This window comes from Mycobacterium sp. HUMS_12744610 (assembly GCF_041206865.1).
GTDB lineage: Bacteria > Actinomycetota > Actinomycetes > Mycobacteriales > Mycobacteriaceae > Mycobacterium > Mycobacterium servetii.
In genome coordinates, this window is record NZ_JBGEDP010000001.1 from 3601804 (window position 1) to 3622534 (window position 20731).

Genomic DNA, 20731 nt, shown 5'->3' on the forward strand with positions numbered 1-20731 from the left:
AATCCAACACCAGTGCAATAGACCTGAGATCCGGAAGTTTCGGGGCAGGGCCGCGATGACCCTTCGCCACGGCGACCCGGCCGGCAAACGCGAATAGGTCCGACCAGCGCCGAGGTGGGCAATCATGCGGTGCGCTGGAGGGGAACGCCTCATAATGCTGCTATGGACCTGTTCGTACGCGAATCCGGTCCGGCGGCGGCGCCTGCCGTCGTCTTTCTTCACGGCGCGTACGCGAGCGGCTGGGCCTGGGAGCCGATCGTCGAGCGCGTGCAGCAATATCACTGCCTTGTCCCCGATCTGCCCCACTTCGGCAAGAGCTTCGAGCTGGGACCGTTCGAGATGGGCCGAGCCGCCACCGCGGTCGCCGAACTCATCGGCTCCCGGGTAACAACAGGCCGTGCGCACGTAGTGGGCTGGTCGCTGGGGGCCCAAGTGGGGGTGCAGTTGCTGGCGACCGAGCCGAAATTCGTTGATCGGGCGGTGCTGTGCGGAACGTTCGTCAACACGTTGCCGTTCGTCAAGTTCACGCGGCGACTGCTGGCGCTGCCCGCCCGGAACGCGATGTACCGCTGGATGGTGAGCCGCTACCGGACGTCCTGGCAGGCAAAAGTCCCCTCGGCCCACATCGACGAGTATCTCGAGGACGTCCGTCTCATCACCAGCGGGCAGCTCGCCGACGTCACCATGGCCGCCGCGGGGTTCACCCTCCCCAAGGGGCTCGCCAAATCGGAATCGCCCACCTTGTTCGTCACCGGCAGCAAAGAACTGCCAGTCGTACGGCGCTTGGCTGCGGCGCTCGCGCAGCAAATGCCCAACGGAGTCGACGGGGTCGCGATCGGCATGCCCCATGACTGGCCCACCCGCCATCCAGACCTCTTCGCGCGCACCGTCGACGCCTGGCTCACCGACTGCGCCCTGCCGCCCCAGATCAGACTGCCGAATCCGTGTCGTCGCTGATCGACGCGGCATGCTGCTTGTGATCCGGCGCGCTAACCGGCGAACGGATCAGCGTTCAGGATGGCTGGCGGAGCGGGAGGCCGGCAGCGCGATAGATGGCGTCGATCACCGTCATGTTCTCGATCGCGCTCTGCGGCGTCGTCTTCACCGGTTCCCCGCGCAGCACCGCCCCGGCGAAAGCCTCGAGCTGATACGCGTAACTGCTGCGCCGCGGGAAGCGCTCCACGCGCTTTCCGTCAGCCGAGCGGATCGAGAGCCGAGGGATGAGATGTGGCGCCGCCGGGCTGCGGTAACGCAGGCGACCGCGATCGCCGATCGCCGTGACGCTTGCCCGAAACAGATCCGACGACCACTGCGCGCAGCGCAGCAAGCCCGTGTGCCCGCCGGCGAACCGCACCTCGGCCATCATGGCCCGGTCCACCCGAGGAGCGTCCAGCTTCGCCCGTGCTGACACGACGTCGGGGGTCGAACCACCGAAGGTGCGAGCCATGTCGACCACGTAAACGCCGGTATTCATGAGCGCACCCCCGGCAAGGGAGTAGTCATAGGCGTTGGCGTTGGAACGCTTGGGCAGTAACACGCAGATCGCGATCTCCACCCGCTCCAGGTTGCCGAGCTCTCCTGACGCGATGATCTGCTCAACGCGCGAGGTCAACGGGTGGTAGCGGTATTGGAGGGCCTCCATCACGACGCGATCGCACTTGCCGGCCAGTTCGGCGATCTCGCGGGCCTCGGCCCCGTTGGCGGAGAACGGCTTTTGGCACAGCACATGCTTGCCCGCGTCCAGCGTGGCCCGAGTCCACCTGCCATGCATGCTCGTTGGCAGCAGGTTGTAGACGGCGTCCAGCTCTGGATCGGCGATCAGCGCCGCGTAGTCGTCATAAACCCGGTCGATGCCGTGTTTGGCGGCAAAGGCCCGGGCGCGAGACACGTCGCGCGAGGCCACCGCCGCCACGACGACCGAGGTGTTGTCCTTCGCCGGGGCGAGGAGCGTCATCGGCGCCCAGCGCGACGCGCCCAGGATGCCGATCCGCACCGGGGCGGCGGTGCGTCCAGGCACTGAGTTTCTCCTATTTCAGGCCGCTGCCGGTTGGCAAGCGGTTTGGTGGGTTATGTGATCGGTGTGTAGGTGGCCGAAGACCACGCGGGCCAGTCGGGGTTTGAGACAACGCAGCGCCTCTCGGGTGGAGTCGCCTTCGGCGAGGCGGCGGGGATAGTAGCTCTGCCCGAGGCTGGTCTCCATGCGGATCTGGGTGACGCCGATGCGGTGCAGGGCGGCGTTGAGTTGGCGGTTGCCCGAGCGGGTCATGCGGATCGGCCGGCGGTGTTGCCTGACCAGACCGGGATGGGCGCCACGCGGCATTGCGGGCGAAGGCGGCCTCGCATTTGAACCGCGTAACCCCGGCTGCCTCGCCCACGAGCTTGGCCGCGGTCAGCTTCCCACAGCCCGCCAGAGCCAGCAGCGCCGGAGCGACGGCACGGACCCGCTCACCAATGCGGTTACCCAGCTCCTTGATGGCGGCCACGAGCCGGATTACGTCGGTCAACTCCTCGTGGGCCGGCTTGGCGACTGGGCCGGGCTGGATGGCCAGCCAGTCCGCGAGGGTGCCCTGATGTTTGCCCGTGTTCAGCGAGCCGGCCCTAGGAACATGAGCGGGATCAAGCTCGTGCACCCGCCACAACAGCCGGTTGATCGTCGCAGTGCGTTGGCCGACAAGGACTTCGCGGCGATCCACCAACACCTTCAGCTCCCGCAACACCTCGTTGTGTGAAGCCGACGGAAGGTCCGGCTCGCGCAAATACGCCCGCACGACCGCCAAGGCGTCGATAGGATCGGGCTTACCCCTCGTGCGTGCGGACGCCCAGGCCTGAGCCCTCAGCTTCGGCGGCATCCGCACCACCTGCTGGCCGGCGGTCAACAGATCGCGTTCCAACCGCACTGAGAGGTGCCGACAGTCCTCGATCGCCCACCCCAGCTGCGCCCCGAAGCGCTCCCGGGCCCACAGCACCTCTACACCCTCAACTGTGAAGAGCCGGATTAATCCCAAACCATCCAGGCGACGTCGCACAATCGCTATAGAACTCCTCACCGCTTCTCGGGTAGCCGACAATGCACCAAATATGGTTATGCTGATGACACGCCAGGTTGCATCAAGATTCACCGCCGATTCTCTGAATGTAGAAAGAACCCGGTTCGCGGCCCTCCGTTAGGTAGGGGCATTTTTCTTTCAATTCCTCGTAATAATGGTGCCGAAGGAAGTTGATAGCCCCTATCACTTTCCATTCCGTGTTGGACGTTAGAAAAGCTTCGAGCAGATATTGCTCGTTCCAGAAAAGCACTTTGTCGACGACCCATGCATTCGGATAATCCCTTGGAGAGAAAATGTCATGGATATGAACAATTACACCATTGTTGAGCACGGGAAGGATTCCCAAAAACTCGAACAGGACATCACCCTGGGGTCGGATCACATGCGATGAGTCGATGAACAGTATGTCGTCTGCACCCAACTCCTTGAACATCTGTAAGTCACAATTCTCAACTTTTTCCCGGATGACTGTGACGCCTAGGCTTTCGAGCCAGTCATTCTCGTAAGGCTCTATCAAGATGTGTTCGCATGAGTAATGCGGATCGACGCGCTTGTTATCGTCGAGCGCCCGGCGCGCAACTTGGCTCGAAAAGCCGCTACCGATCTCAATAATCCGCTTCGGCTTCTTCGACCGAATCAAACTGTACCAGTACTCGGCATCTCCCGATTCAAAGGCGCCATTATCAATGTAGAATTCACGACCACCAATCTTCGTCCCTGACAAAGTGGCGAGCTCGGTAGCGTACGAAAAAGAGGAAAGAAGCTGCAGCTGTTCTTCGATGTTCCAGTCTATTCCCGGCAGGGCCCGCTCTGCCGATAAAAGCTCGCTGATCGGCGCATTGCGGAAAGCAGGTTCGTGGTAATGATCCCTAATTGGAAAACAGCCAGCGCGCAAAAGCATGGCTTTACACCACGGAAGCTGTTCAACCCCGACCGTTCTGACGTATTTGAGCAAAACTGCGCCGATAAAGACAAATGGGGCAAGGATAATGTCGACTATCGCCACTATCTTTTTCTCAACCATGCGCATCATATCATTGCTCAACCGGGGTGACCGCCTCTCCTTTTTCGAAATGAGTCCATCACTGCAATCTGGCCAAGCTTCGTCCCGAACCGCTATCATGATGCTCTGAACTATCAAAGACAACTACTCGCTCGCGATGCAGCTTAGCACGGACGTTGTCGATTCACCGCTATTGATCGTTCGAACATAGGCGTTGGCGTTGGAGCGCTTGGGCAGTAACACGCAGATCGCAATCTCCACCCGCTCCAATTTGCCGAGCTCTCCCGACGCGATGATCTGCCCAACACGCGCAGTCAACGGGTAGCGGTATCGGAGCGCCTCCATTACGACCCGATCCGAGTTGACGGCCAATTCGGCGACCTCGCGGGCCTCGGCGGAATTGGCGGTGAACGGCTTTTGCACAGCACATGCGTGCCCGCGTCGAGCGCGGCCCGAGTCCACCTGCCGTGCGCGCTTGTCGGCAGCAGGTTATAGACCAGTTATAGATCGCGTCCAGCTCTGGATCGGCGATCAGCGCCGCGTAGTCGTCATAAACCCGGTCGACGCCGTGTTTGGCGGCAAAGGCCCGGGCGCGAGACACGTCGCGCGAGGCCACCGCCGCCACGACGACCGCGGTGTTGTCCTTCGCCGGGGCGAGGAGCGTCATCGGCGCCCAGCGCGACGCGCCCAGGATGCCGATCCACACCGGGGCGGCGGTGCGTCCAGGCACTGAGGGCGCTACTAACAGTGGCCGCCTGGGGGATCTCGATCGAGAACGTCGTGGCTCAACCTGCTGGCGCTGAGCCTCATCAACGAGCCCCCTCCCGTCGTCAGCCGCGCGCAAGCATGCGGTCGACCAGCGCCCCGATCACCGATGCCAGCAGCCGGGCATATTTCTCCGTCGCGTGGTTCTGGTCTTGATACACCAGTGTGTTGCCGACGATGACCGGACAGCGGTCCGCGGTGCAGAACAGTCCGGTGAGGTCGACGTAATATCCGCCGGCGGCTTTCGTGGCGGCCGACTCGGCTGCCATGCCAGTTTCGTTGACCGCCGTCGATCTTGCCGACGAGCAGGCCGTTGCGTCATCGAGGTGGCCGGACAGGCAGAACGGCGCCTGCACATGCGGATCCGGGATCGGCCCGAGCACCAACACTTGCGCACCGGTGCCGCGCAGCTCGAGCACTTCGCGGGTCAGGCTGTCCACCCAGGCTGCGCCGTATGGCGTCATACCGTATTGGGCACCGTATCGCCGCATTGCGCTGAGCACGACCAGCCGAGGGTGCTCATCGCGCAACCGGGCGGTGATTTGACCGCCCCATTGCTCACACTCGGTGTACTCCCGGCCAAAAACAGGGTTGCGAATTGGCAGGTCGAGCAGTGGGCAGGCGACTTTGGCCATGGTTTCCAGCCGCCAATGCCGCAGCTCGGCGACCTGCTGGAGCGCAGGGCGCCACATTTCAGCGTTCGAGTCGCCGACCAGGGCCAGCGTAATCGGCGAGGTGGTGTCACCCATCGCGCAGTCAGTCTGTCTGATTTCGAAAAAGCTGAGAAGGCAGCGTTCGGGGGCGAAGAACGATAATTTTGGCGGCCCGGCAAGCGGTGGGTCCAGATTTGACGGTACGGCTCTCAGTGCAACCGATGCCGCGACCGCGGCCTGCACCTGCGAAAACGTATTCCGCACAGTCGCGTCAAACACGTCAATGCCAGAGCCCGCGGGTGGAGGCGCCACAGTGACAGTCAGAGTTGGAGCCTTCGGGCCGCGACCGACTGGGTGTGGCAGCACCACCAGAAACACCACGCCCACACAGACCACTACTGCAGTGGCGCCACCGCCGAGCGCGAGACTGCGAGTAGCCGACCGACATACAGAAGGGGCGAATCGCAGCGGGTTCTCGATGAAGCGCAGGGTGAGCACCGCCAGCCCGAGGGAAATCGATATCCCCGCCAGCGCAAGCCAGAAGGCATGACCCACCAAGGGTGTGTTTTGCGTCTGACTTCGCGATAGAGATCGGTGTGTCGATCAGACGACATCCGACGGGTTCTCCGAGCTCTCTTGGAGGATCTGATCATGTCCGAAGCAAACTCTGGTGGCGACCGCTCGCACCGTCGCCCGAAGCGGTTCTTGAGCCCGTCGCAGAAGTACGAGATATGGCTGCAGCTGGTACGCCAGGAGGTGACGATCGCCGAGGCCGCCGCCAACCATCAGGTGGATCGCACGACGATCATGCGCGTCCGCACGATCGCCAAGGAAGGTGCGCTGGCCACGCTGGCGGCAGCCAAGCCAGGCGCGGCGGCCCGCCAACGCGACTACGAACTCGATGCCGCCAAGGCCGAGAACGCGCGGCTGTCCGAGGCACTCAAGGAGATGGCCGTGCGGCTGACGTTGGTCGAGGGAAAAGGGCGCTGGGGCTAAGTGGCCGAGTCCCACACCGTGTCGACGTGGCCACCAAGACGGCGCTGTTGGGCTTGCTCGACCAGGCGGTCGATGAAGGTTGGACACTGCGCCAGGCATGCCATGCGTTGGAGCTCGGCGAGCTGCGGGCACATCGCTGGATCGCTCGCCGAGCGATCGGCCAGCTGGTCGACAAGATCCCTGGTGGGTCGCCCATGCATGGGCTGCTCGACGAAGAAGTCAGCGAGGTCTTGGCGTTGTTCGACCAGTGGGGCGAGACCGACCGCTCGCACCGCAAGCTTGCTCACCGCGGCTCTTATCTGGGCCGGGTATGGGTGTCACCGTCGAGTGTTCGTCGGGTCCTGTTCTTGGCGGACAAGCACTTTCGACCACTTCCCAAGCCTGGACGTTCTCAACGCAAGCCCTTCCCGGATTGGGTGGACTACAAGCCGAACTCGATCTGGATTTACGATACGACGCACTTCACCAGGGCGGGGATGGCAGTGTTGATCATTCAGGATTTGGTCTCGCGCAAGTGGATCACCGAGGTCGTCTCCGCTGAGGAAACCTCCACCCAGGTCGAGATCGGGTTCACCGACGCGCTCGACATCGAGGGACTCCTGCAGGCCGTTGAGCGACGCGCCGACGGCCTGGTCGATATCGGCATCGACGACCAGGCCCGGCCGATCCTGCTCGCGGTGTCCGATAACGGTCCCCAGATGACGTCGGGCTCGACGCGGGAGTTCATGGCCATGTCTGCGATCGCCCAGCACTTCGGACGCCCCGGAACGCCGACCGATCAAGCCTGGATCGAGAGTTTCAACGGGCACCTCAAGGCCGAGTTCCCGCACCTGCTCGCGATCGAGGACCCCGCCACCCTGCGCGCCGAACTTGCCGTCACCCGCCAATTCTGGAACGGAGTCCGGTTGCACGCCGGCATCGGCTATGTCACGCCCAACGACGAACACGAAGGACGAGGGGAGGCCATCCGCAAAGCACGCCAAGCCGGGCTCGAATCCGCCCGCAACCGCCGACTTGCCTGGCACCGCCAGCAAAGGCACACTCAACCCATACAGGATCCCGACGATGTTGTCTGATCAAACGCGAATGTCTATCGCAAAGTCAGAAACACCTCAGGTGCTATGGACCAGAGCGCCACCATCAACACCGGCCAGTGCCACAGATACCACGAATAGGACACCCGGCCGATCGCCCGCATGGGCCGCACCGCTAGTGCGTGGCCGCATCCTTGCGCAGGGGCGGCGCAGCCTGCACCGATCACCAACACCGCTCCCAGCACGGGCAACAGCGCCGCGATACCCGGATAGGGTGTTGTCGGGTTCAACCAGGTGCAGGCCAGCAGGATCAAGCCCAGCCCTGACCAGCCCGCGATTGCGGCGGGCCAGGGCGGAAGTCGGCGCCACTGGCCGGCGGTGAGGGCCACCAGGCCGCCGGCCGCCAATTCCCAGGCGCGGGTGGGCAGAGAAAAGAACGCCACAGGAGGCGCCAGGCGGGTAAGCGCCAGCGACATCGCGAAGGACACGACCGCGACCAGCGCGAGGACCAGCAAATATAGGCTCTGCGACGAAGTGGCCCCAGGCCCTGTGCGCCGATGCGCGCGGCGGACGAGCCAAGCCGTACCGATGATCATTGCCGGCCACACCAGGTAGAACTGCTCCTCCACCCCCAACGACCAGTAGTGCTGAAACGGCGAGGGCGTCGCCGTGGCGGCCAGGTAGTCAACGCCTTGTAGAGCAAACCAATAGTTGCTGATGTACAACGCGCTCGCGATTCCGTCGCGAATGATCGGTCCGGCCTGCAACACGGGTAGTAGGAAAGCCGCACCAACCATCGTAACGATGCCCACCGTGGCCGATGCCGGCAGCAGGCGGCGGGCTCGCGCCCCGTAGAAGCGGCCCAGTCGGACGGTGCCGGTGCTACTCGCCTCGCGCCACAGCAACCCGGTGATCAGGAAGCCGGAAATGACGAAGAACACGTCGACGCCGACGAATCCGCCGCCGACCCAGGGCACCTCAGCGTGAAACAGGACAACGGCCACCACCGCGACGGCGCGCAAACCCTCGATGTCCGGCCGAAATCGCTTCTGTGCCGCGCGTTGACTTTGCGTCTCGTCGGTAGGGCCAACGCTGTCGGCTGGGTGCAAGTTCACCTACCTGGAAAGAGGACGCGATCTTCGAGTCGAGCAATTATCACACACCTGTCCAACACGTTGAGTATGTTGGCGAATCATGACGTCATCGCCGCCGGATCGGGGGCTTCGGGCGCCTCGGGCTCTCAAAGCGCTGACGCGACGCGGCGGGAAAGTTGTCCTGTTTAAAGCGGAGAACTGGAATCGCCAACAACCCTCCGGCCGACGGCTGCTTGGCGGCGCGGGTGACTTCGCCCCGTTTGTCCCTTACAACTGAGGAGCTCTATTTTGGCTGACGGCGATCTGAGCGCGCGCGAGGCCGAACGCATCGTGTGGGACGTGATCGTGGTGGGCACCGGCATGGGTGGGGGCATGCTGGGCTACTCGCTGGCCCGCTCGGGCCGACGCGTGCTGTTCGTCGAAAAAGGACGCTCCACCCTGCCCGGCACACCGGGCACGATCCGCGCGGCCATGCCCGAACTGGCCGAACCCCAGGCGGCACGCTCCGCAACGACCTACTACGACGCCTTAGCCCGCGCCGGACGCTCCACCGACGAAATCGAAGACATCAGCGGACGCTTCCCCAAACGCTTCGTGCCGTACATCGGTGCCGGTACCGGCGGCTCCTCGGCCCTCTACGGCATGGTCTGCGAACGCTTCTTCACCCAAGACTTCACCCCCCGCCAAAACTTCAAGGATCCCGGCGACTCCACCGTCCCCGAAACCTGGCCGATCACCTACGACCAGCTAGCCCCCTGGTACACCCAGGCCGAAAAACTGCTCGGGGTGCGCGGCGCACCCGATCCCCTGCGACCCGAAGCCGCCCACGTCAACCTGCCCGCCGCTCCCCCGTTCTCCCCCGACAACCAGCCCCTGGTCAACTACCTGACCGGACGCGGCCTACACCCCTACCACCTGCCCATGGCGTGTGACTACACCGACGGCTGTGCCACCTGCCAGACCTATCTCTGCGACCGATCGTGCAAGAACGACGCCGGCCGCAACGGCGTGCTACCCGCCCTCACCGAGCACGGCGCCCACCTGATCGACGAATGCCGAGTGCTCCGCCTCGAGGCCGACCACACCCACGTCCGACAGGTGATCGCCCAACACCACGACGACATGCTGGCACTGAAAGCCAAAGTGGTGGTGCTCGCCGCCGGCGCCCTGGCCACCCCACTGCTCCTACTCAACTCCCGCTCCGGGCAATGGCCACGCGGACTGGCCAACGGCTCCGACTACGTCGGGCGCAACCTGATGCGCCATTTACTGGACACGATCGAGGTCTGGCCGCACCCCGGCCACAAGACCACCGCCGCGAACAAGGAGATCGGGCTCAACGACTTCTACTTCTGGGAGGGCCAAAAGCACGGCACCGTCCAGTCATTCGGCGCGATACCGCCCATGCAGTGGCTGACCAACCGCCCCGACTGGCGTGGCAAGGCGCTGCGTGCGATGAGCCCGGCGGTGCGCCAGATCTACACGCGGTTCTTCACCGGCGGGCTGGTGCTGGCCGCGATGACAGAAGATCTGCCCTATCTGGAGAACCGCGTGCTGCCGTCCGACCGGCCCGGCCTGGACGGCCGTCAGCGGCTGCGCATCAGATATCGCTTGCATCCCAGTGAGATCGAGCGCCGGGCGACGTTTTTGCGCGAATTGAAAGCGGTGCTGCAGCCCTTTCGCCACATGTCCGTGGGGAGCGGCGAAAACAACGGGAACCTGGGTCACGTCTGCGGAACGTGCCGCTTCGGCACCGATCCCAAAACTAGCGTGCTCGACCCGCAAAACCGGGCGCACGAAGTCGACAACCTGTACGTGGTGGACACTTCGTTCTTCCCGTCCAGCACCGGCCTGAACCCCAGCCTGACCGTCGCGGCCAACGCGCTGCGCGTGGCCGAGCACGTTAACCAGGCACAGTTCCCCAGCTGACCCGGCCGATGATGTCCGAAGCGCCTGGGCGAACGGACCGCCACCGTCAGGCTGGCATCCGAATCGAAAGGCCCGCAGCGCGATACATCGCGTCGATGACGGTCATGTTCTCGATCGCTTCTTCCGGTGTCGTCTTGATCGGTTGGTCGCGCAGCACGGCCGCGGCGAAAGCGTCGAGTTGATACGCATACGTGGGGCGCGCTGCCGCGAAGTTCTCCACCCGCTTCCCCTTGGCCGACCGGACCGAGAAGCGCTGGAAAGGTATCAGCGGATGGAGCCGCAACTCGCCGCGGTCACCAACTACCCTTACGGTCAACCGCGGCAGGTCGGTCGACCACATCGAGCAGTGGATCCGGCCGGTATGCCCGCCGGCAAAGCGCAATTCGGCGGTCATGACGCGGTCCACCTCAGCACCGCGCAGCTTGGCCTGCGCCGAAACGACATCCGGAGTCGAACCACCGAACCTGCGCACCATGTCGACCGCATAACATCCGAGGTCCATGAGCGCGCCCCCACCGAGGGCGTAGTTGTAGCGGTTGCGCGAGGACTTCGGCATCGGAAAGCACCAGTGCCCCTCGACCCGCTTCAAGTTGCCCAACTCCCCGGAGGCAATGATCTCGTCGACCCGCAAAGCACACGGGTGGTAGCGGTAATGAAAGGCCTCCATCACAACCCGGTCAGACTTCGCGGCCAGCTCGGCGACCTCGCGGGCCTCGGCTGCATTCGCGGTGAAAGGCTTTTCACACAGCACGTGCTTACCCGCGTCCAGCGCGGCGCGAGTCCACCTGCCGTGCAAGGCGACCGGTAGCGGGTTGTAGACAGCGTCCAGGTCCGGATCGGCGATCAGCGCCTCATAGGTGTCGTGCACCCGGGCGACGCCGTGTTTGGCGGCAAAGGAGTTCGCACGCGACACGTCGCGCGCGGCCACCGCGGCCACCACGACTTCGGCGCTTTTCCGAGCCGGTTTGACAAGCGCCGTGGGTGCGATGCCCGCTGCCCCCAGAATGCCGATCCGCACCGGGGCGCCGCCTCCAGACATGGCCGGGATGCTAGCACCCGACCCACCGCTTTCGTGTGCCGGCGCGGTTGGGCATACTGTCGCAATGATTGCCGCCGATATCTGGCGCCGCATTGGCCTGTGGCGGCACGCAAATGAGGCATCGGGCACTAAAACCGATCTCCCCCGAATCCTGGTGATCTCCCATCGATGGGAATTGGACGGAGGCGCTGAGTTCGGATTTCGCGATATGGTCCTGGCGCTCCGCAAAAAGCGGCCAGACCTCGATGTGGTCGGCGTCTACCCGCGGAAGGGAAGCCTCGCGAGGGAGTGCGAGGGATACGGCATCCGGACCGAAATCACCTGGGTACCGTGGTGGGCTTACTACGAACAGTGGCGCGAACGCGTCAGCTCGCGACTCACCCAAGCCCTTGTCGGCGCACTTCTCGTGCCACTCGCCGAGGCGATTGTCGTCGCGCTGCTGCTGCCGGGCATCTTGCGAGCAGTGTGGCTGCTTATTCGGCTGCGGCCGACGATGGTGCTGACCAATACGATGGGCATTCCTTCACACGCCATCGCTGCCAAACTGCTCGGTATCCCCCACTACTGGATGGTTTGCGAGTTCGGAAAAGAGGACCACCAGCTTCGGTTTTTCCTGGGCTACCGCCGGACCGTCCGTGTGATTGGCCGGCTCTCGAATATGGTGATCTGCAGTTCGCAAGCGGTTGAGAAATCGCTACTCGCGGTGGATCCGACGATGAAGACGTCCGTCCTCTATCCGGCCATCGACGCCGCACCCGCGACGCCGCCGCAGCGACAGCCGGGCGAACGGATACGAGCTGTGCTTGTCGGCCGTTTCTCTGCATCCAAGGGACAACACCTTGCGGTCGAGGCTGTTGCCGTTGCCCGGCAGGCCGGTGTCGACATCGAGTTGACATTGGTCGGTGCGGGCGACCAAGAACCGGTACGCGAGCTCGCTCGACGCCTGGGCGTCGCGGACCTGGTCAACATTGACGGACCAACGGACGACGTCGACCGCTACTGGTCGGCCGCCCATGTCGGCCTGATGTGCAGCGAGTGCGAGGCGTTCGGCCGCGTCACCGTGGAGGCGATGAGGGCCGGATTGCCGGTGTGCGGAACGAACGCGGGCGGTACCCCGGAGATCATCGATCCGGGCGTCAACGGGCTGCTGAGTCCCGCCGGGGATGCCACCGCACTCGCGGCCAACCTGATGGCGCTAGAGTCGGACGAGGAGCTGCGCCGTAGCCTCGGTGTTCGTGCGGTGGAAACCGCGCAGCGCTTCGAACGCAACCGCCACGACAATGAACTCGCCACCGTTCTCGACCTGTGCTGAACCGCCTGCCAGGGCTGCCTTTGCGTCAAGGAATGGCAATCACATCCACTATTGGTGGATAGGTGTTGCAGCGGAACGGAAATGGCCGCCGCCTCAACGGCTCGGCTTCACCGATCTATCGATGCGCCGCTGGCGGGCGAAATTTTCGAGGAGATCGGCAGCGGCTGCGGCGCTTTCGGCGGGTCGGGTCATGCGGGTGGCGATCTCGCGGGCGCGTGCGAGGTAGTCCGGGGCCAGGATGGTGCGAAGTTCTGCGACCAGCGATTTAGGGGTGACAGACGAAAAGCGCCGGGAGGAGCCGATTTTGAGTCGTTTGAGCTGGGCTCCCCAGATGATCTGATCGGGCAGGGTCCACAGGATCAACGTCGGGACTCCGGCGCGCAGCCCCGCGGCCAGGGTGCCCGCACCACCGTGGTGCACGACCGCGCGACAGGTGGGGAAGGTCGTCGCGTAATTGACCGTGCTCACCACCTTGACGTGTTCGAAGTCGGCGGCATTGCCGAAGTCACTGGACCCGGCGCAGACCAATGCCCGCTCACCGACCTCCGCGCAGGCCGCGGCGATCAGGGCGAGCGTGTCGGCCGGGGATGCGATGGGTATGGTGCCGAAGCCGAAGAAGATCGGCGGTGTCCCGGCGGCGATCCACGCCGCGACCTCCTCGTCGGCATCGGTCGGCGACTCCATTGTCAGGGTGCCGACGAAGGGCCGCTGGCCTCCATATTTCGCCCACTCCGCGGCCAACCCGGGAAACCACACCTCGTCGTAGGCCTGGATTTGCAGGGAACCGCTTTCGGTGATCCGCCGCGATGTGGTGCGCGTGGCCTTCGGTAGACCCAGTTCCCGGCGCTGGGCATCCTCGGTCTTTTTCATCGCGCGCCAATTCATCCAATCGCCCGCCATCCATGCGCGGCGGATCAACGGAGCCGGCAGGAACGGCAGCAGCTGCCCGTTGGCCCGGATCGGGTAGTAATCCAGTGTGGCCAACGGAATGTCGTAATACTCGGCGACATTGGCGGCGGGCTGCTCAAAGGTGAGGCCGGTGAACAGCAGGTCGGCCCCTTCTGCGAGCGAGGTCAGCGTGGCGCCCATCTGCCGCCAGCATTGGTTGGAGATTTCCAGATTCTCGCGCTGCAACCTGTTCATCTCTTTGATGTTCCAGGGAGTGCGAAAGCGACATGTCCAATAGTTGCGCTGCGCGTCCAGGAGGGCCTGAGTGTCCAAGCCGTAGGCAACCGCCGCAAGCCCTGTCGCCTCGGTGAAGCCGACCAAGTTGGGTGAAACGGCCATACGCACGTCATGCCCTCGGCGCTGCAACTCGCGACCGACAACGACGGAGGGCTCGACATCACCGCGACTTCCATAGCATGCCAGCACAAATTTCATCGCGGGCTCAAGCCTTTCAGTCGGGGCATAGGCGACGCCGGGGGGCATCGATCATTATTACCGGATCTCGGATTATGGGCGGGGGTTGGAGCTTTGAAGCGCCTCCGAGAGCATGTGCAGTTTGCTTTCCCCCCGGCGCGGGTCTTTCTCGTCTCTTGCTAGTCTCGGCTCGTCGGCTCGTCAACCCGCAGGTGGGCGATCTGCCCGGCCTGCGGGTCGCGCCGATTGACCCCCGGATGCGGCAGCAAATTCCCCGACGCACGCGCGCCGGGGTCCGATGCCATCTCAAAAACTTAGCTGAAATGCCACTCGTCACGACGCAGCACCGGGCCCGAGATCGTTGGTGACCCGAGAGGCCTGCACCGCCCCGCTCGAGGTCGAGCCGTTGGCCAGCCGCCTCAGCTCGAGTTCAGAGAGCGTCGCGGAAAGCGGTCGAGGCGGCGCAAACCGAGCTTGAACTGCCAAAACGTGCGCACATCTAGGCCTTTTGGAAGGCCGATGTAGGAATCCCCGTCATCGGAAGACCCCCACCCCCGGCTGGGCCCGCAACGGGCCAAGCCCCTCCAGACCTCGATCTATGAAGAGCCGACGAACTTCGCCCAGTAGGCTCGTTTCGGTTGCGGAAACAGTATCCCTTGGGCATAGTAGTAGGGGATGCGGCAACGGAACAGAACGAAGTGGACCCTGAATCCTGAGCTAGCCTGGCGTCGGACTCGCGGTCGCTTCCGAGACCCGCTATTCGTGTTTCAGATGGGCAAGGTGGGGTCCACAACACACGAGGAAACGCTCGAGGCCCGTTACCGCTACTACCATCTGCATGATCGCGCGGACTTCCATTCCACGTACGAGCCCTACAGGATGGGTCGACGGTCAAAGAGGGCTGAGTATTTCGACATCATCACTGCCACACGGGATCCGCTGGCTAGGAAGATTTCATGCTTTTTCCAAAACCTTGCCGTGACTCGGGTAAGCCCAGATGCTGCGGTGCATGGCTTTTGCTTCGAGTCCGAGGAAGCCGCCCGAAACGCTAGCATGGACGAGATGATCGCGCGTTTTCACGCATGGGACGAAGGGATACCGCAGGCAACGGAATGGTTTGATCGCCATTTTGAACCGGCCACCGGAATCCGGATCTACGATCATGGCTTCGAGCCGGAGCAGGGCTGGCAGATTTTCCGGGAAGGGAACTGGCGGGTTCTGGTGCTCCGGTTCGAAGACATCCATAAGAACCACCTGGACGCACTGAACGAGTTCGTGGTGAGCCGCTATGGGGAGTCTTCCCGGATCGACCGCCTCTGGCCAGCTAATCTTTCTTCTCGGAAGTGGTACTTCGATTTGATGAACGAGTTCCGACAGGAAATCACATTTTCGGACGCCGATTTCGAGGCTGCATACTGTACGCCTTATGCACGCTATTTCTATACCGATCAAGAGTTGGCGAGCATGCGGTCAAGATGGCGGAAAGCATCCACTAGTGAAGCAGCCGTAGATTGGGATCATCGGGCCCCGCGGCATCGGTAGCGGGAAAGTCGTGCTGCATATCGGCACCTTTGCCGCCATCGTGAGCAAGGCCAGCAGATTAGCGGCTCTTCGCAGTTGAGGGTGTAGAGGTGGTCGGCGCGTCGTTGCCGGGGTAGGCGTCGAGGTCTTCCGAAGATGAAGGTTCCTACACGCCTCATCTGGAAGACCTCGACGTGCCTGACGCTACCTTCGCTTGCCCTGATCTGACCACGTTCTGCTGCCTTGATGAGCTCGGACTGCAGGTGACCGGACAACGCCTGCAACCTGATCGGGCGGTACTGGCGTGCCGGATCATCGATGACGACTCGTGGTGTCGCCGCTGCGGCGAACAGGGCAGCGTGCGTGACAGCGTCACCCGCCAACTGGCGCACGAGCCGTTCGGATGGCGGCCCACGACCTTGCTGGTCACCGTGCGCCGCTATCGGTGCGCCGGCTGCGCGCATGTGTGGCGCCAAGACAACAGCAAGGCCGCCGAGCCGCGGGCCAAGCTCTCCCGCTGGGGGTTGCGCTGGGCGCTGGAAGCCCCTGCCCTGCCAGCACCTGAGCATGGCCCGGGTCGCCGAGGGACTGGCGGTGTCGTGGAACACCGCCAACAACGCGGTGCTCGCCGAAGGACAGCGGGTACTCATCGCCGATCCGGCCCGCTTCGACTCGGTGGCGGTGATCGGTGTCGATGAACACGTGTGGCGTCACACCCGCCGCGGCGACAAGTACGTCACCGTCATCATCGACCTGACCCCGGTGCGGGATGGCTCCGGTCCTGCGCGGTTGCTCGACATGGTCGGAGGGCGGTCCAAGAAGGCGTTCCAACAATGGCTGGCTGAGCGGCCACAAGACTGGCGTGACCGAGTGGAAGTCGTTGCTATGGATGGATTTTCCGGTTTCAAGACGAGCCTGTCACGATTTCTGTGTAAGTCAGAGGTGATTTGACTACGAGTTGTATTCTAGCACAATGGGATTCGCCCAGGGAATAGTCTGGCGAGTGTGTTGAGCGCCACAGTCCAGTTGTGCGTTCCAGTACCCGAATAGCCTCCTCTCTCGCTGGAGATGTTGCGCAGCCCGAGGTACAGCAACTTCATCGCGGCGTCCTTGTCCGTGAAATGACCACGGTTCTTGGTGATCTTGCGCAACTGGAAGTTGATCGACTCGATCGCATTGGTGGTGTAGACGATCTTGCGCAACTCCACCGGATAGTCCAGGAACGGAACGAATTCCCCCCAGGCGTTGTGCCACACGTCAATTGCACCCGGATATTGGGCGCCGAATTGCTGGTCGAACTCCTTGAGTGCGAGTTCGGCTCCATCGACGGTCGGCGCACTGTAGATCGCCCGCATCGCGGTGGCGACCTTCTTGCGGTCCTTATAAGACACGAAGCGCATCGCATTCCTAATGACGTGCACGACGCAGGTCTGCACCACGGTATCGGGATAGATCGAGCGGATCGCATCAGGCAGACGGGCGTGTCATTCCATCTGTGTAAGTCCGGGGTGGTCCATCATCGGACCGCCGTTGGGCGGACAGAAGGAGTGTTTTGTGACCAAGACCATGCAGATGCCGGCTGAGGAGACGACCGCGGCGCGGCGGCTGGCCGAGATGTTCACCGAAGAGACGCTGGACTCGTTGATTAAGGATGCGGTGAAGACCGGGACCCCGATCGACGGCGCGGACGGTTTGCTGAACCAGCTGACTAAGGCCGTGCTGGAGCGGGCGCTGAATGCGGAGCTAACCCACCATCTGCCTGGATTTTTCATCGAATGTGGAGCTCAGGGGTGTCGTTAACGTGAAAGGTGCACTGCCGCAAGGATAATCGGAGTATTCGAGGCTCGGTTATCCAGGATGGGAGTGCACCTGTCAGATGCAGGCTACTACGGATTGGTCGAAGAATGTCCGAGTTGAGGTCCGTGGCGACGACGTGGTCGGGCACGCCGGTAACGTGATACCCCGGTTGCTGGCCGACAATCTGGGTTTGACCAGCGGTTTGTCGTCGGTGCTGTCGCGCCCAGAAGTCACCCACGACCGAGGCGCGGTGTTGCGCGATGTGGCGGTATCGATCGCCGGCGGCGCGCAGAACCTGGCCGGCACCGCGGTGCTGCGCGATCAGCACCGGTTGTTTCAGGCGGTGGCGTCGGTTCCGACGATGTGGCGGTCCCTGGGCGAGATCGACGAGCAGAGCATCACCGAGGTCACGGCCGTGCGCAACAAGGTCCGCTCTCGGGTGTGGGAGGCGATCGAGGCCCGCCACGGTGCGATCCCGGCTTCGCAGACCTGCTATGGGGACCTCGGGGACACGATCGTGATCCGCATCGACGCGTCGCTGATTCAGTCGCACAGCGATAAGCAGCACGCCGCAGGCAATTTCAAAGGCGGGTTTGGCTTCCACCCGCTGTTGGCGTGGTGTGACAACACCGGCGAACTGCTGGCGGTGATCGCCCGTGCAGGCAACGCCGGCTCGAACACCGCGGCCGATCATATCGCGATCATCGACGCCGCGATCGCGGCGATCCCGGCCAAGTGGCGCCGCAAGTTGCTGGTCACCATCGACGGCGCGGGTTCAAGCCACGCCGTCGTCGAACACCTGGAGAAACTCAATGCCCGGCCGGGGATGTCAGTGGGCTACTCGGTCGGATTCGACCTCGATGAGCGGGTCCGGGTCGCGATCGGCCAGATGCCCGATGCGGGATGGCAAGCCGCACTGGATGCCACCGGAGCGGCCCGTGACGACGCCCAGGTCGCCGAGTTGACCGGGCTGCTGCGCCACAGCACCGGAGGGGATCGGCTGGTCGGCTGGCCGGCCGGCATGCGCATCCTGGTGCGGCGCGAAGAAATCGAACACGGCACCCAGTTGTCATTGTTCGAGCAGCTGGCCGGCTACCGCTACCAGGTCCTCGCCACCTCGACTGCCGGTGGACAACCCCAGCGACTGGAAGCCCGCCACCGCGTCCACGCCCGGGTGGAGGGCTTCATCCGCACCGGCAAAGACACCGGCCTGGCCCGCTGGCCCTCACACTCGTTCGCCATCAACACCGCTTGGGTCACCGCCGTCGCGATCGCCATCGACCTGCTGTGCTGGATGCGACTGCTACTCCTGGACGGCCCACTGGCCAAAGCCGAACCCGCCACCCTGCGCTACCGGCTGCTGCACGCCGCGGCCCGGCTGATCAAACGATCCCGCTACCTGATCCTGCGGATCCCCCAAACCTGGCCCTGGGCACAAGAATTCGCCGACGCCCTCAACAGGGTCCGCGCCATACCCTGACCCACAGGCCCCTATGCCCTCTCGACCCCAAGAAAGGAGTAACCACCCCCGGGATAAAGGACCCGGCGTCACCGCACGACACGCGGCGCCGCCGCCTACCCCCAGCCTCAAAACCTCGACAAAGCTGCCGCCCCGCAGACCGCCACAGCAGAACCCGGGCCACCGTGAAATTCTGAGGCTAACGGCGATGCCCAAGGCGAGCGCGACGAGCGTCCAGCCGTCGTGCTGGATAAGAGTGTTGTCGGCAACCCTGCTAAATGTGACTATGGGTTCGACCAGCGGCAAGAACGTCGAGATATCAATCGCGACGGCACCGACGATAACTAGGCCCAGACCGAGAGGATTGTCAGACGCTGCTCTGTTCATTGCGCCCCCGCTATTCGGTAGTTCGGAGTGGTTTCGCTCCTACCGGGAGTGTGGACTGAGCGCGTGGCAGACGTGTCTACAACCTGAGGCATGTACAGGAGATTCGCAGGCGGCTTTTCTCGTGTTACGGGTTCCGAGCGCCCCTGGCCTCAGGCAACGTCGGCCTGCCCGCCGCGGATGGCGGCCGAGTGGACATGCGCAACCCCCAGGCGCCCCATGGACACCATTGGCAGCAAACGCTGGCGCCCTTCACCAGTCTCCACTTTACTGATACAAACCCGATAGATGCGCCCGGATTCAACCGGTTTAGCACGGACGCTGTGCCTACAGAAACTATTGTGCTGCAATACATTAACGGACGCACGCGGACGGTCTACTGGCGGTTGGATACGCCAGAAGGTTAGGGGTTCGAATCCCTTCGGGCGCGCTCAGGTCAGACCTTTTTGGCCGCCGTGTCGGGGCGATACCCATACGTTTGACGACACGATTCCTGTCGATCGTCGATGAGGCTGACCACCTGATTCCCGAGCAACTGCCTGTAGCTCGGGCCGTACGCTTTGGCCGTGTAACGCTACGCGGTACGCTTTGATTTGTGATCCAGGCGTTCGCCGACAAGGACACAGAGAAGCTGTTCAACGGACGCCGAGTAAAGAAGTACAGCCCGGAACTCAGCGATCGAGCGCTCCAAAAGCTTCTGATGCTCAACGCGGCCAACCAGATCAGTGATCTCAGAATGCCGCCCGGTAACCGTCTCGAAGCCTTGGGTAGTGACCGCAAAGGCCAGTACAGCGTCCCCATCAACGGCCAATACCGCATCTGCTTCGTGTGGACCGCCGCCGGCCCGCGCGACGTTCAAATCGTCGACTACCACTAGGGAAAGGACATCACTATGAGGGATATTGCGCCGGTTCACCCCGGCCGGATTCTCGCCGACCAGTACCTCGCTGACCTCGGTCTTTCACAGCGCAAGCTCGCTGATCTGATCGATGTACCGCCGCGGCGCATCAATCAGATCGTGCACGGTCAGCGTGCCATCACGCCCGACACGTCGTTGCGGCTCGGGAAGCTGTTCGGCCAGTCGGACACTTACTGGCTGAACCTCCAGAAGCACTACGACATCGAAGTCGCACGTGAAACAGCCGACTTGAGCCGCGTTCAAGTTCTGGCGTCGTAGCCACAACCAACGTGGGGGACGCGCAACCCTGTTTGCGGTCGGCGGGTCCACGTCAGTTAGTTACCTTCGAACACCGCCAGCACCCCGTCGCCGAGGCGGGCGGCGGACGACATTTCTGACGACAGTCAGGCATCCCTGCACTGCTGGCTACACGGTTCG

Annotated in this window: 14 protein-coding genes and 6 pseudogenes; 11 read left to right on the forward strand and 9 right to left on the reverse strand. The window is 63.3% G+C overall.

What is annotated here, in order from left to right; all coding sequences use genetic code 11:
- Positions 1-114 precede the first annotated feature (114 nt).
- Positions 115-957, forward strand: coding sequence for an alpha/beta fold hydrolase (locus AB8998_RS17310; RefSeq protein ID WP_369738991.1), 843 nt, complete (start codon positions 115-117; stop codon positions 955-957).
- Between the two features lie 55 nt (positions 958-1012).
- Here AB8998_RS17310 and AB8998_RS17315 read toward each other — a convergent pair whose 3' ends face one another.
- From AB8998_RS17315 to AB8998_RS17335, 5 genes and pseudogenes are all read right to left on the reverse strand, one after another.
- Positions 1013-1993: a Gfo/Idh/MocA family protein gene (locus tag AB8998_RS17315; RefSeq protein WP_369738992.1), complete on the reverse strand. Its 981-nt coding sequence runs from the start codon at positions 1991-1993 to the stop codon at positions 1013-1015.
- Between the two features lie 39 nt (positions 1994-2032).
- A pseudogene (locus tag AB8998_RS17320) lies at positions 2033-2966 on the reverse strand (transposase); the annotation flags it as partial.
- 142 nt (positions 2967-3108) lie between these two features.
- On the reverse strand, positions 3109-4071 hold the full coding sequence (locus AB8998_RS17325) for a class I SAM-dependent methyltransferase (protein WP_369738994.1): 963 nt from the start codon (positions 4069-4071) through the stop codon (positions 3109-3111).
- A 198-nt stretch (positions 4072-4269) separates the two neighbouring features.
- Positions 4270-4717 (reverse strand): annotated as a pseudogene (locus AB8998_RS17330) (Gfo/Idh/MocA family protein); the annotation flags it as partial.
- A gap of 163 nt (positions 4718-4880) precedes the next feature.
- Positions 4881-6023: an SGNH hydrolase domain-containing protein gene (locus tag AB8998_RS17335; protein WP_369738995.1), complete on the reverse strand. Its 1143-nt coding sequence runs from the start codon at positions 6021-6023 to the stop codon at positions 4881-4883.
- Between the two features lie 96 nt (positions 6024-6119).
- Here AB8998_RS17335 and AB8998_RS17340 point away from each other — a divergent pair, with 96 nt between their 5' ends.
- Complete coding sequence (locus AB8998_RS17340; protein ID WP_369738996.1) at positions 6120-6464, forward strand: helix-turn-helix domain-containing protein; 345 nt, start codon at positions 6120-6122, stop codon at positions 6462-6464.
- 26 nt (positions 6465-6490) lie between these two features.
- Positions 6491-7540 (forward strand): transposase, encoded by a 1050-nt coding sequence (locus AB8998_RS17345; RefSeq protein ID WP_369738997.1) that lies wholly within the window; start codon positions 6491-6493, stop codon positions 7538-7540.
- 56 nt (positions 7541-7596) lie between these two features.
- Here AB8998_RS17345 and AB8998_RS17350 read toward each other — a convergent pair.
- Positions 7597-8529, reverse strand: a pseudogene (locus tag AB8998_RS17350) (acyltransferase family protein); the annotation flags it as partial.
- Positions 8530-8880: 351 nt separating this feature from the next.
- On the opposite strand from AB8998_RS17350, the gene AB8998_RS17355 reads away from it, so the two are divergent.
- Positions 8881-10521, forward strand: a complete 1641-nt coding sequence (locus AB8998_RS17355; RefSeq protein WP_369738998.1) for a GMC oxidoreductase — start codon at positions 8881-8883, stop codon at positions 10519-10521.
- Positions 10522-10567: 46 nt separating this feature from the next.
- Here AB8998_RS17355 and AB8998_RS17360 read toward each other — a convergent pair whose 3' ends face one another.
- Complete coding sequence (locus AB8998_RS17360; RefSeq protein ID WP_369738999.1) at positions 10568-11560, reverse strand: Gfo/Idh/MocA family protein; 993 nt, start codon at positions 11558-11560, stop codon at positions 10568-10570.
- A 64-nt stretch (positions 11561-11624) separates the two neighbouring features.
- Between AB8998_RS17360 and AB8998_RS17365 the strand changes: the two genes are divergently transcribed.
- Positions 11625-12872 (forward strand): glycosyltransferase family 4 protein, encoded by a 1248-nt coding sequence (locus AB8998_RS17365; RefSeq protein WP_369739000.1) that lies wholly within the window; start codon positions 11625-11627, stop codon positions 12870-12872.
- 93 nt (positions 12873-12965) lie between these two features.
- Here AB8998_RS17365 and AB8998_RS17370 read toward each other — a convergent pair whose 3' ends face one another.
- Entirely contained in the window at positions 12966-14255 is a 1290-nt protein-coding gene (locus AB8998_RS17370; protein WP_369739001.1) for a glycosyltransferase, read from the reverse strand.
- A gap of 750 nt (positions 14256-15005) precedes the next feature.
- Between AB8998_RS17370 and AB8998_RS17375 the strand changes: the two genes are divergently transcribed.
- Complete coding sequence (locus AB8998_RS17375) at positions 15006-15776, forward strand: putative capsular polysaccharide synthesis family protein (RefSeq protein WP_369739003.1); 771 nt, start codon at positions 15006-15008, stop codon at positions 15774-15776.
- A gap of 173 nt (positions 15777-15949) precedes the next feature.
- Positions 15950-16685: pseudogene (locus tag AB8998_RS17380) on the forward strand (transposase); the annotation flags it as partial.
- A 35-nt stretch (positions 16686-16720) separates the two neighbouring features.
- Here the strand turns inward: AB8998_RS17380 and AB8998_RS17385 are convergent.
- Positions 16721-17236: pseudogene (locus tag AB8998_RS17385) on the reverse strand (IS256 family transposase); the annotation flags it as partial.
- Positions 17237-17360: 124 nt separating this feature from the next.
- Here AB8998_RS17385 and AB8998_RS31605 point away from each other — a divergent pair.
- From AB8998_RS31605 to AB8998_RS17405, 4 genes and pseudogenes are all read left to right on the forward strand, one after another.
- Positions 17361-17513, forward strand: a pseudogene (locus tag AB8998_RS31605) (IS256 family transposase); the annotation flags it as partial.
- A gap of 118 nt (positions 17514-17631) precedes the next feature.
- A complete protein-coding gene (locus tag AB8998_RS17395) occupies positions 17632-19032 on the forward strand; it encodes an IS1380 family transposase (RefSeq protein ID WP_369736302.1) in 1401 nt (466 codons plus the stop codon).
- A gap of 958 nt (positions 19033-19990) precedes the next feature.
- Positions 19991-20272: a type II toxin-antitoxin system RelE/ParE family toxin gene (locus AB8998_RS17400; RefSeq protein ID WP_369736444.1), complete on the forward strand. Its 282-nt coding sequence runs from the start codon at positions 19991-19993 to the stop codon at positions 20270-20272.
- A 15-nt stretch (positions 20273-20287) separates the two neighbouring features.
- The gene (locus AB8998_RS17405; RefSeq protein ID WP_369736446.1) at positions 20288-20572 is read left to right on the forward strand and encodes a HigA family addiction module antitoxin; all 285 of its coding nucleotides are present in this window, start codon (positions 20288-20290) and stop codon (positions 20570-20572) included.
- Positions 20573-20731: the final 159 nt, after the last annotated feature.

What these genes read in the sequence shown, in the direction of transcription:
- AB8998_RS17325 (WP_369738994.1), bottom strand. Translation starts at nt 4,071, where the DNA reads ATGGTTGAGAAAAAGATAGTGGCGATAGTCGACATTATCCTTGCCCCA.
- AB8998_RS17365 (WP_369739000.1), top strand. Translation starts at nt 11,625, where the DNA reads ATGATTGCCGCCGATATCTGGCGCCGCATTGGCCTGTGGCGGCACGCA.
- AB8998_RS17340 (WP_369738996.1), top strand. Translation starts at nt 6,120, where the DNA reads ATGTCCGAAGCAAACTCTGGTGGCGACCGCTCGCACCGTCGCCCGAAG.
- AB8998_RS17370 (WP_369739001.1), bottom strand. Translation starts at nt 14,255, where the DNA reads ATGAAATTTGTGCTGGCATGCTATGGAAGTCGCGGTGATGTCGAGCCC.
- AB8998_RS17375 (WP_369739003.1), top strand. Translation starts at nt 15,006, where the DNA reads ATGGGCAAGGTGGGGTCCACAACACACGAGGAAACGCTCGAGGCCCGT.
- AB8998_RS17360 (WP_369738999.1), bottom strand. Translation starts at nt 11,560, where the DNA reads ATGTCTGGAGGCGGCGCCCCGGTGCGGATCGGCATTCTGGGGGCAGCG.
- AB8998_RS17405 (WP_369736446.1), top strand. Translation starts at nt 20,288, where the DNA reads ATGAGGGATATTGCGCCGGTTCACCCCGGCCGGATTCTCGCCGACCAG.
- AB8998_RS17395 (WP_369736302.1), top strand. Translation starts at nt 17,632, where the DNA reads ATGCAGGCTACTACGGATTGGTCGAAGAATGTCCGAGTTGAGGTCCGT.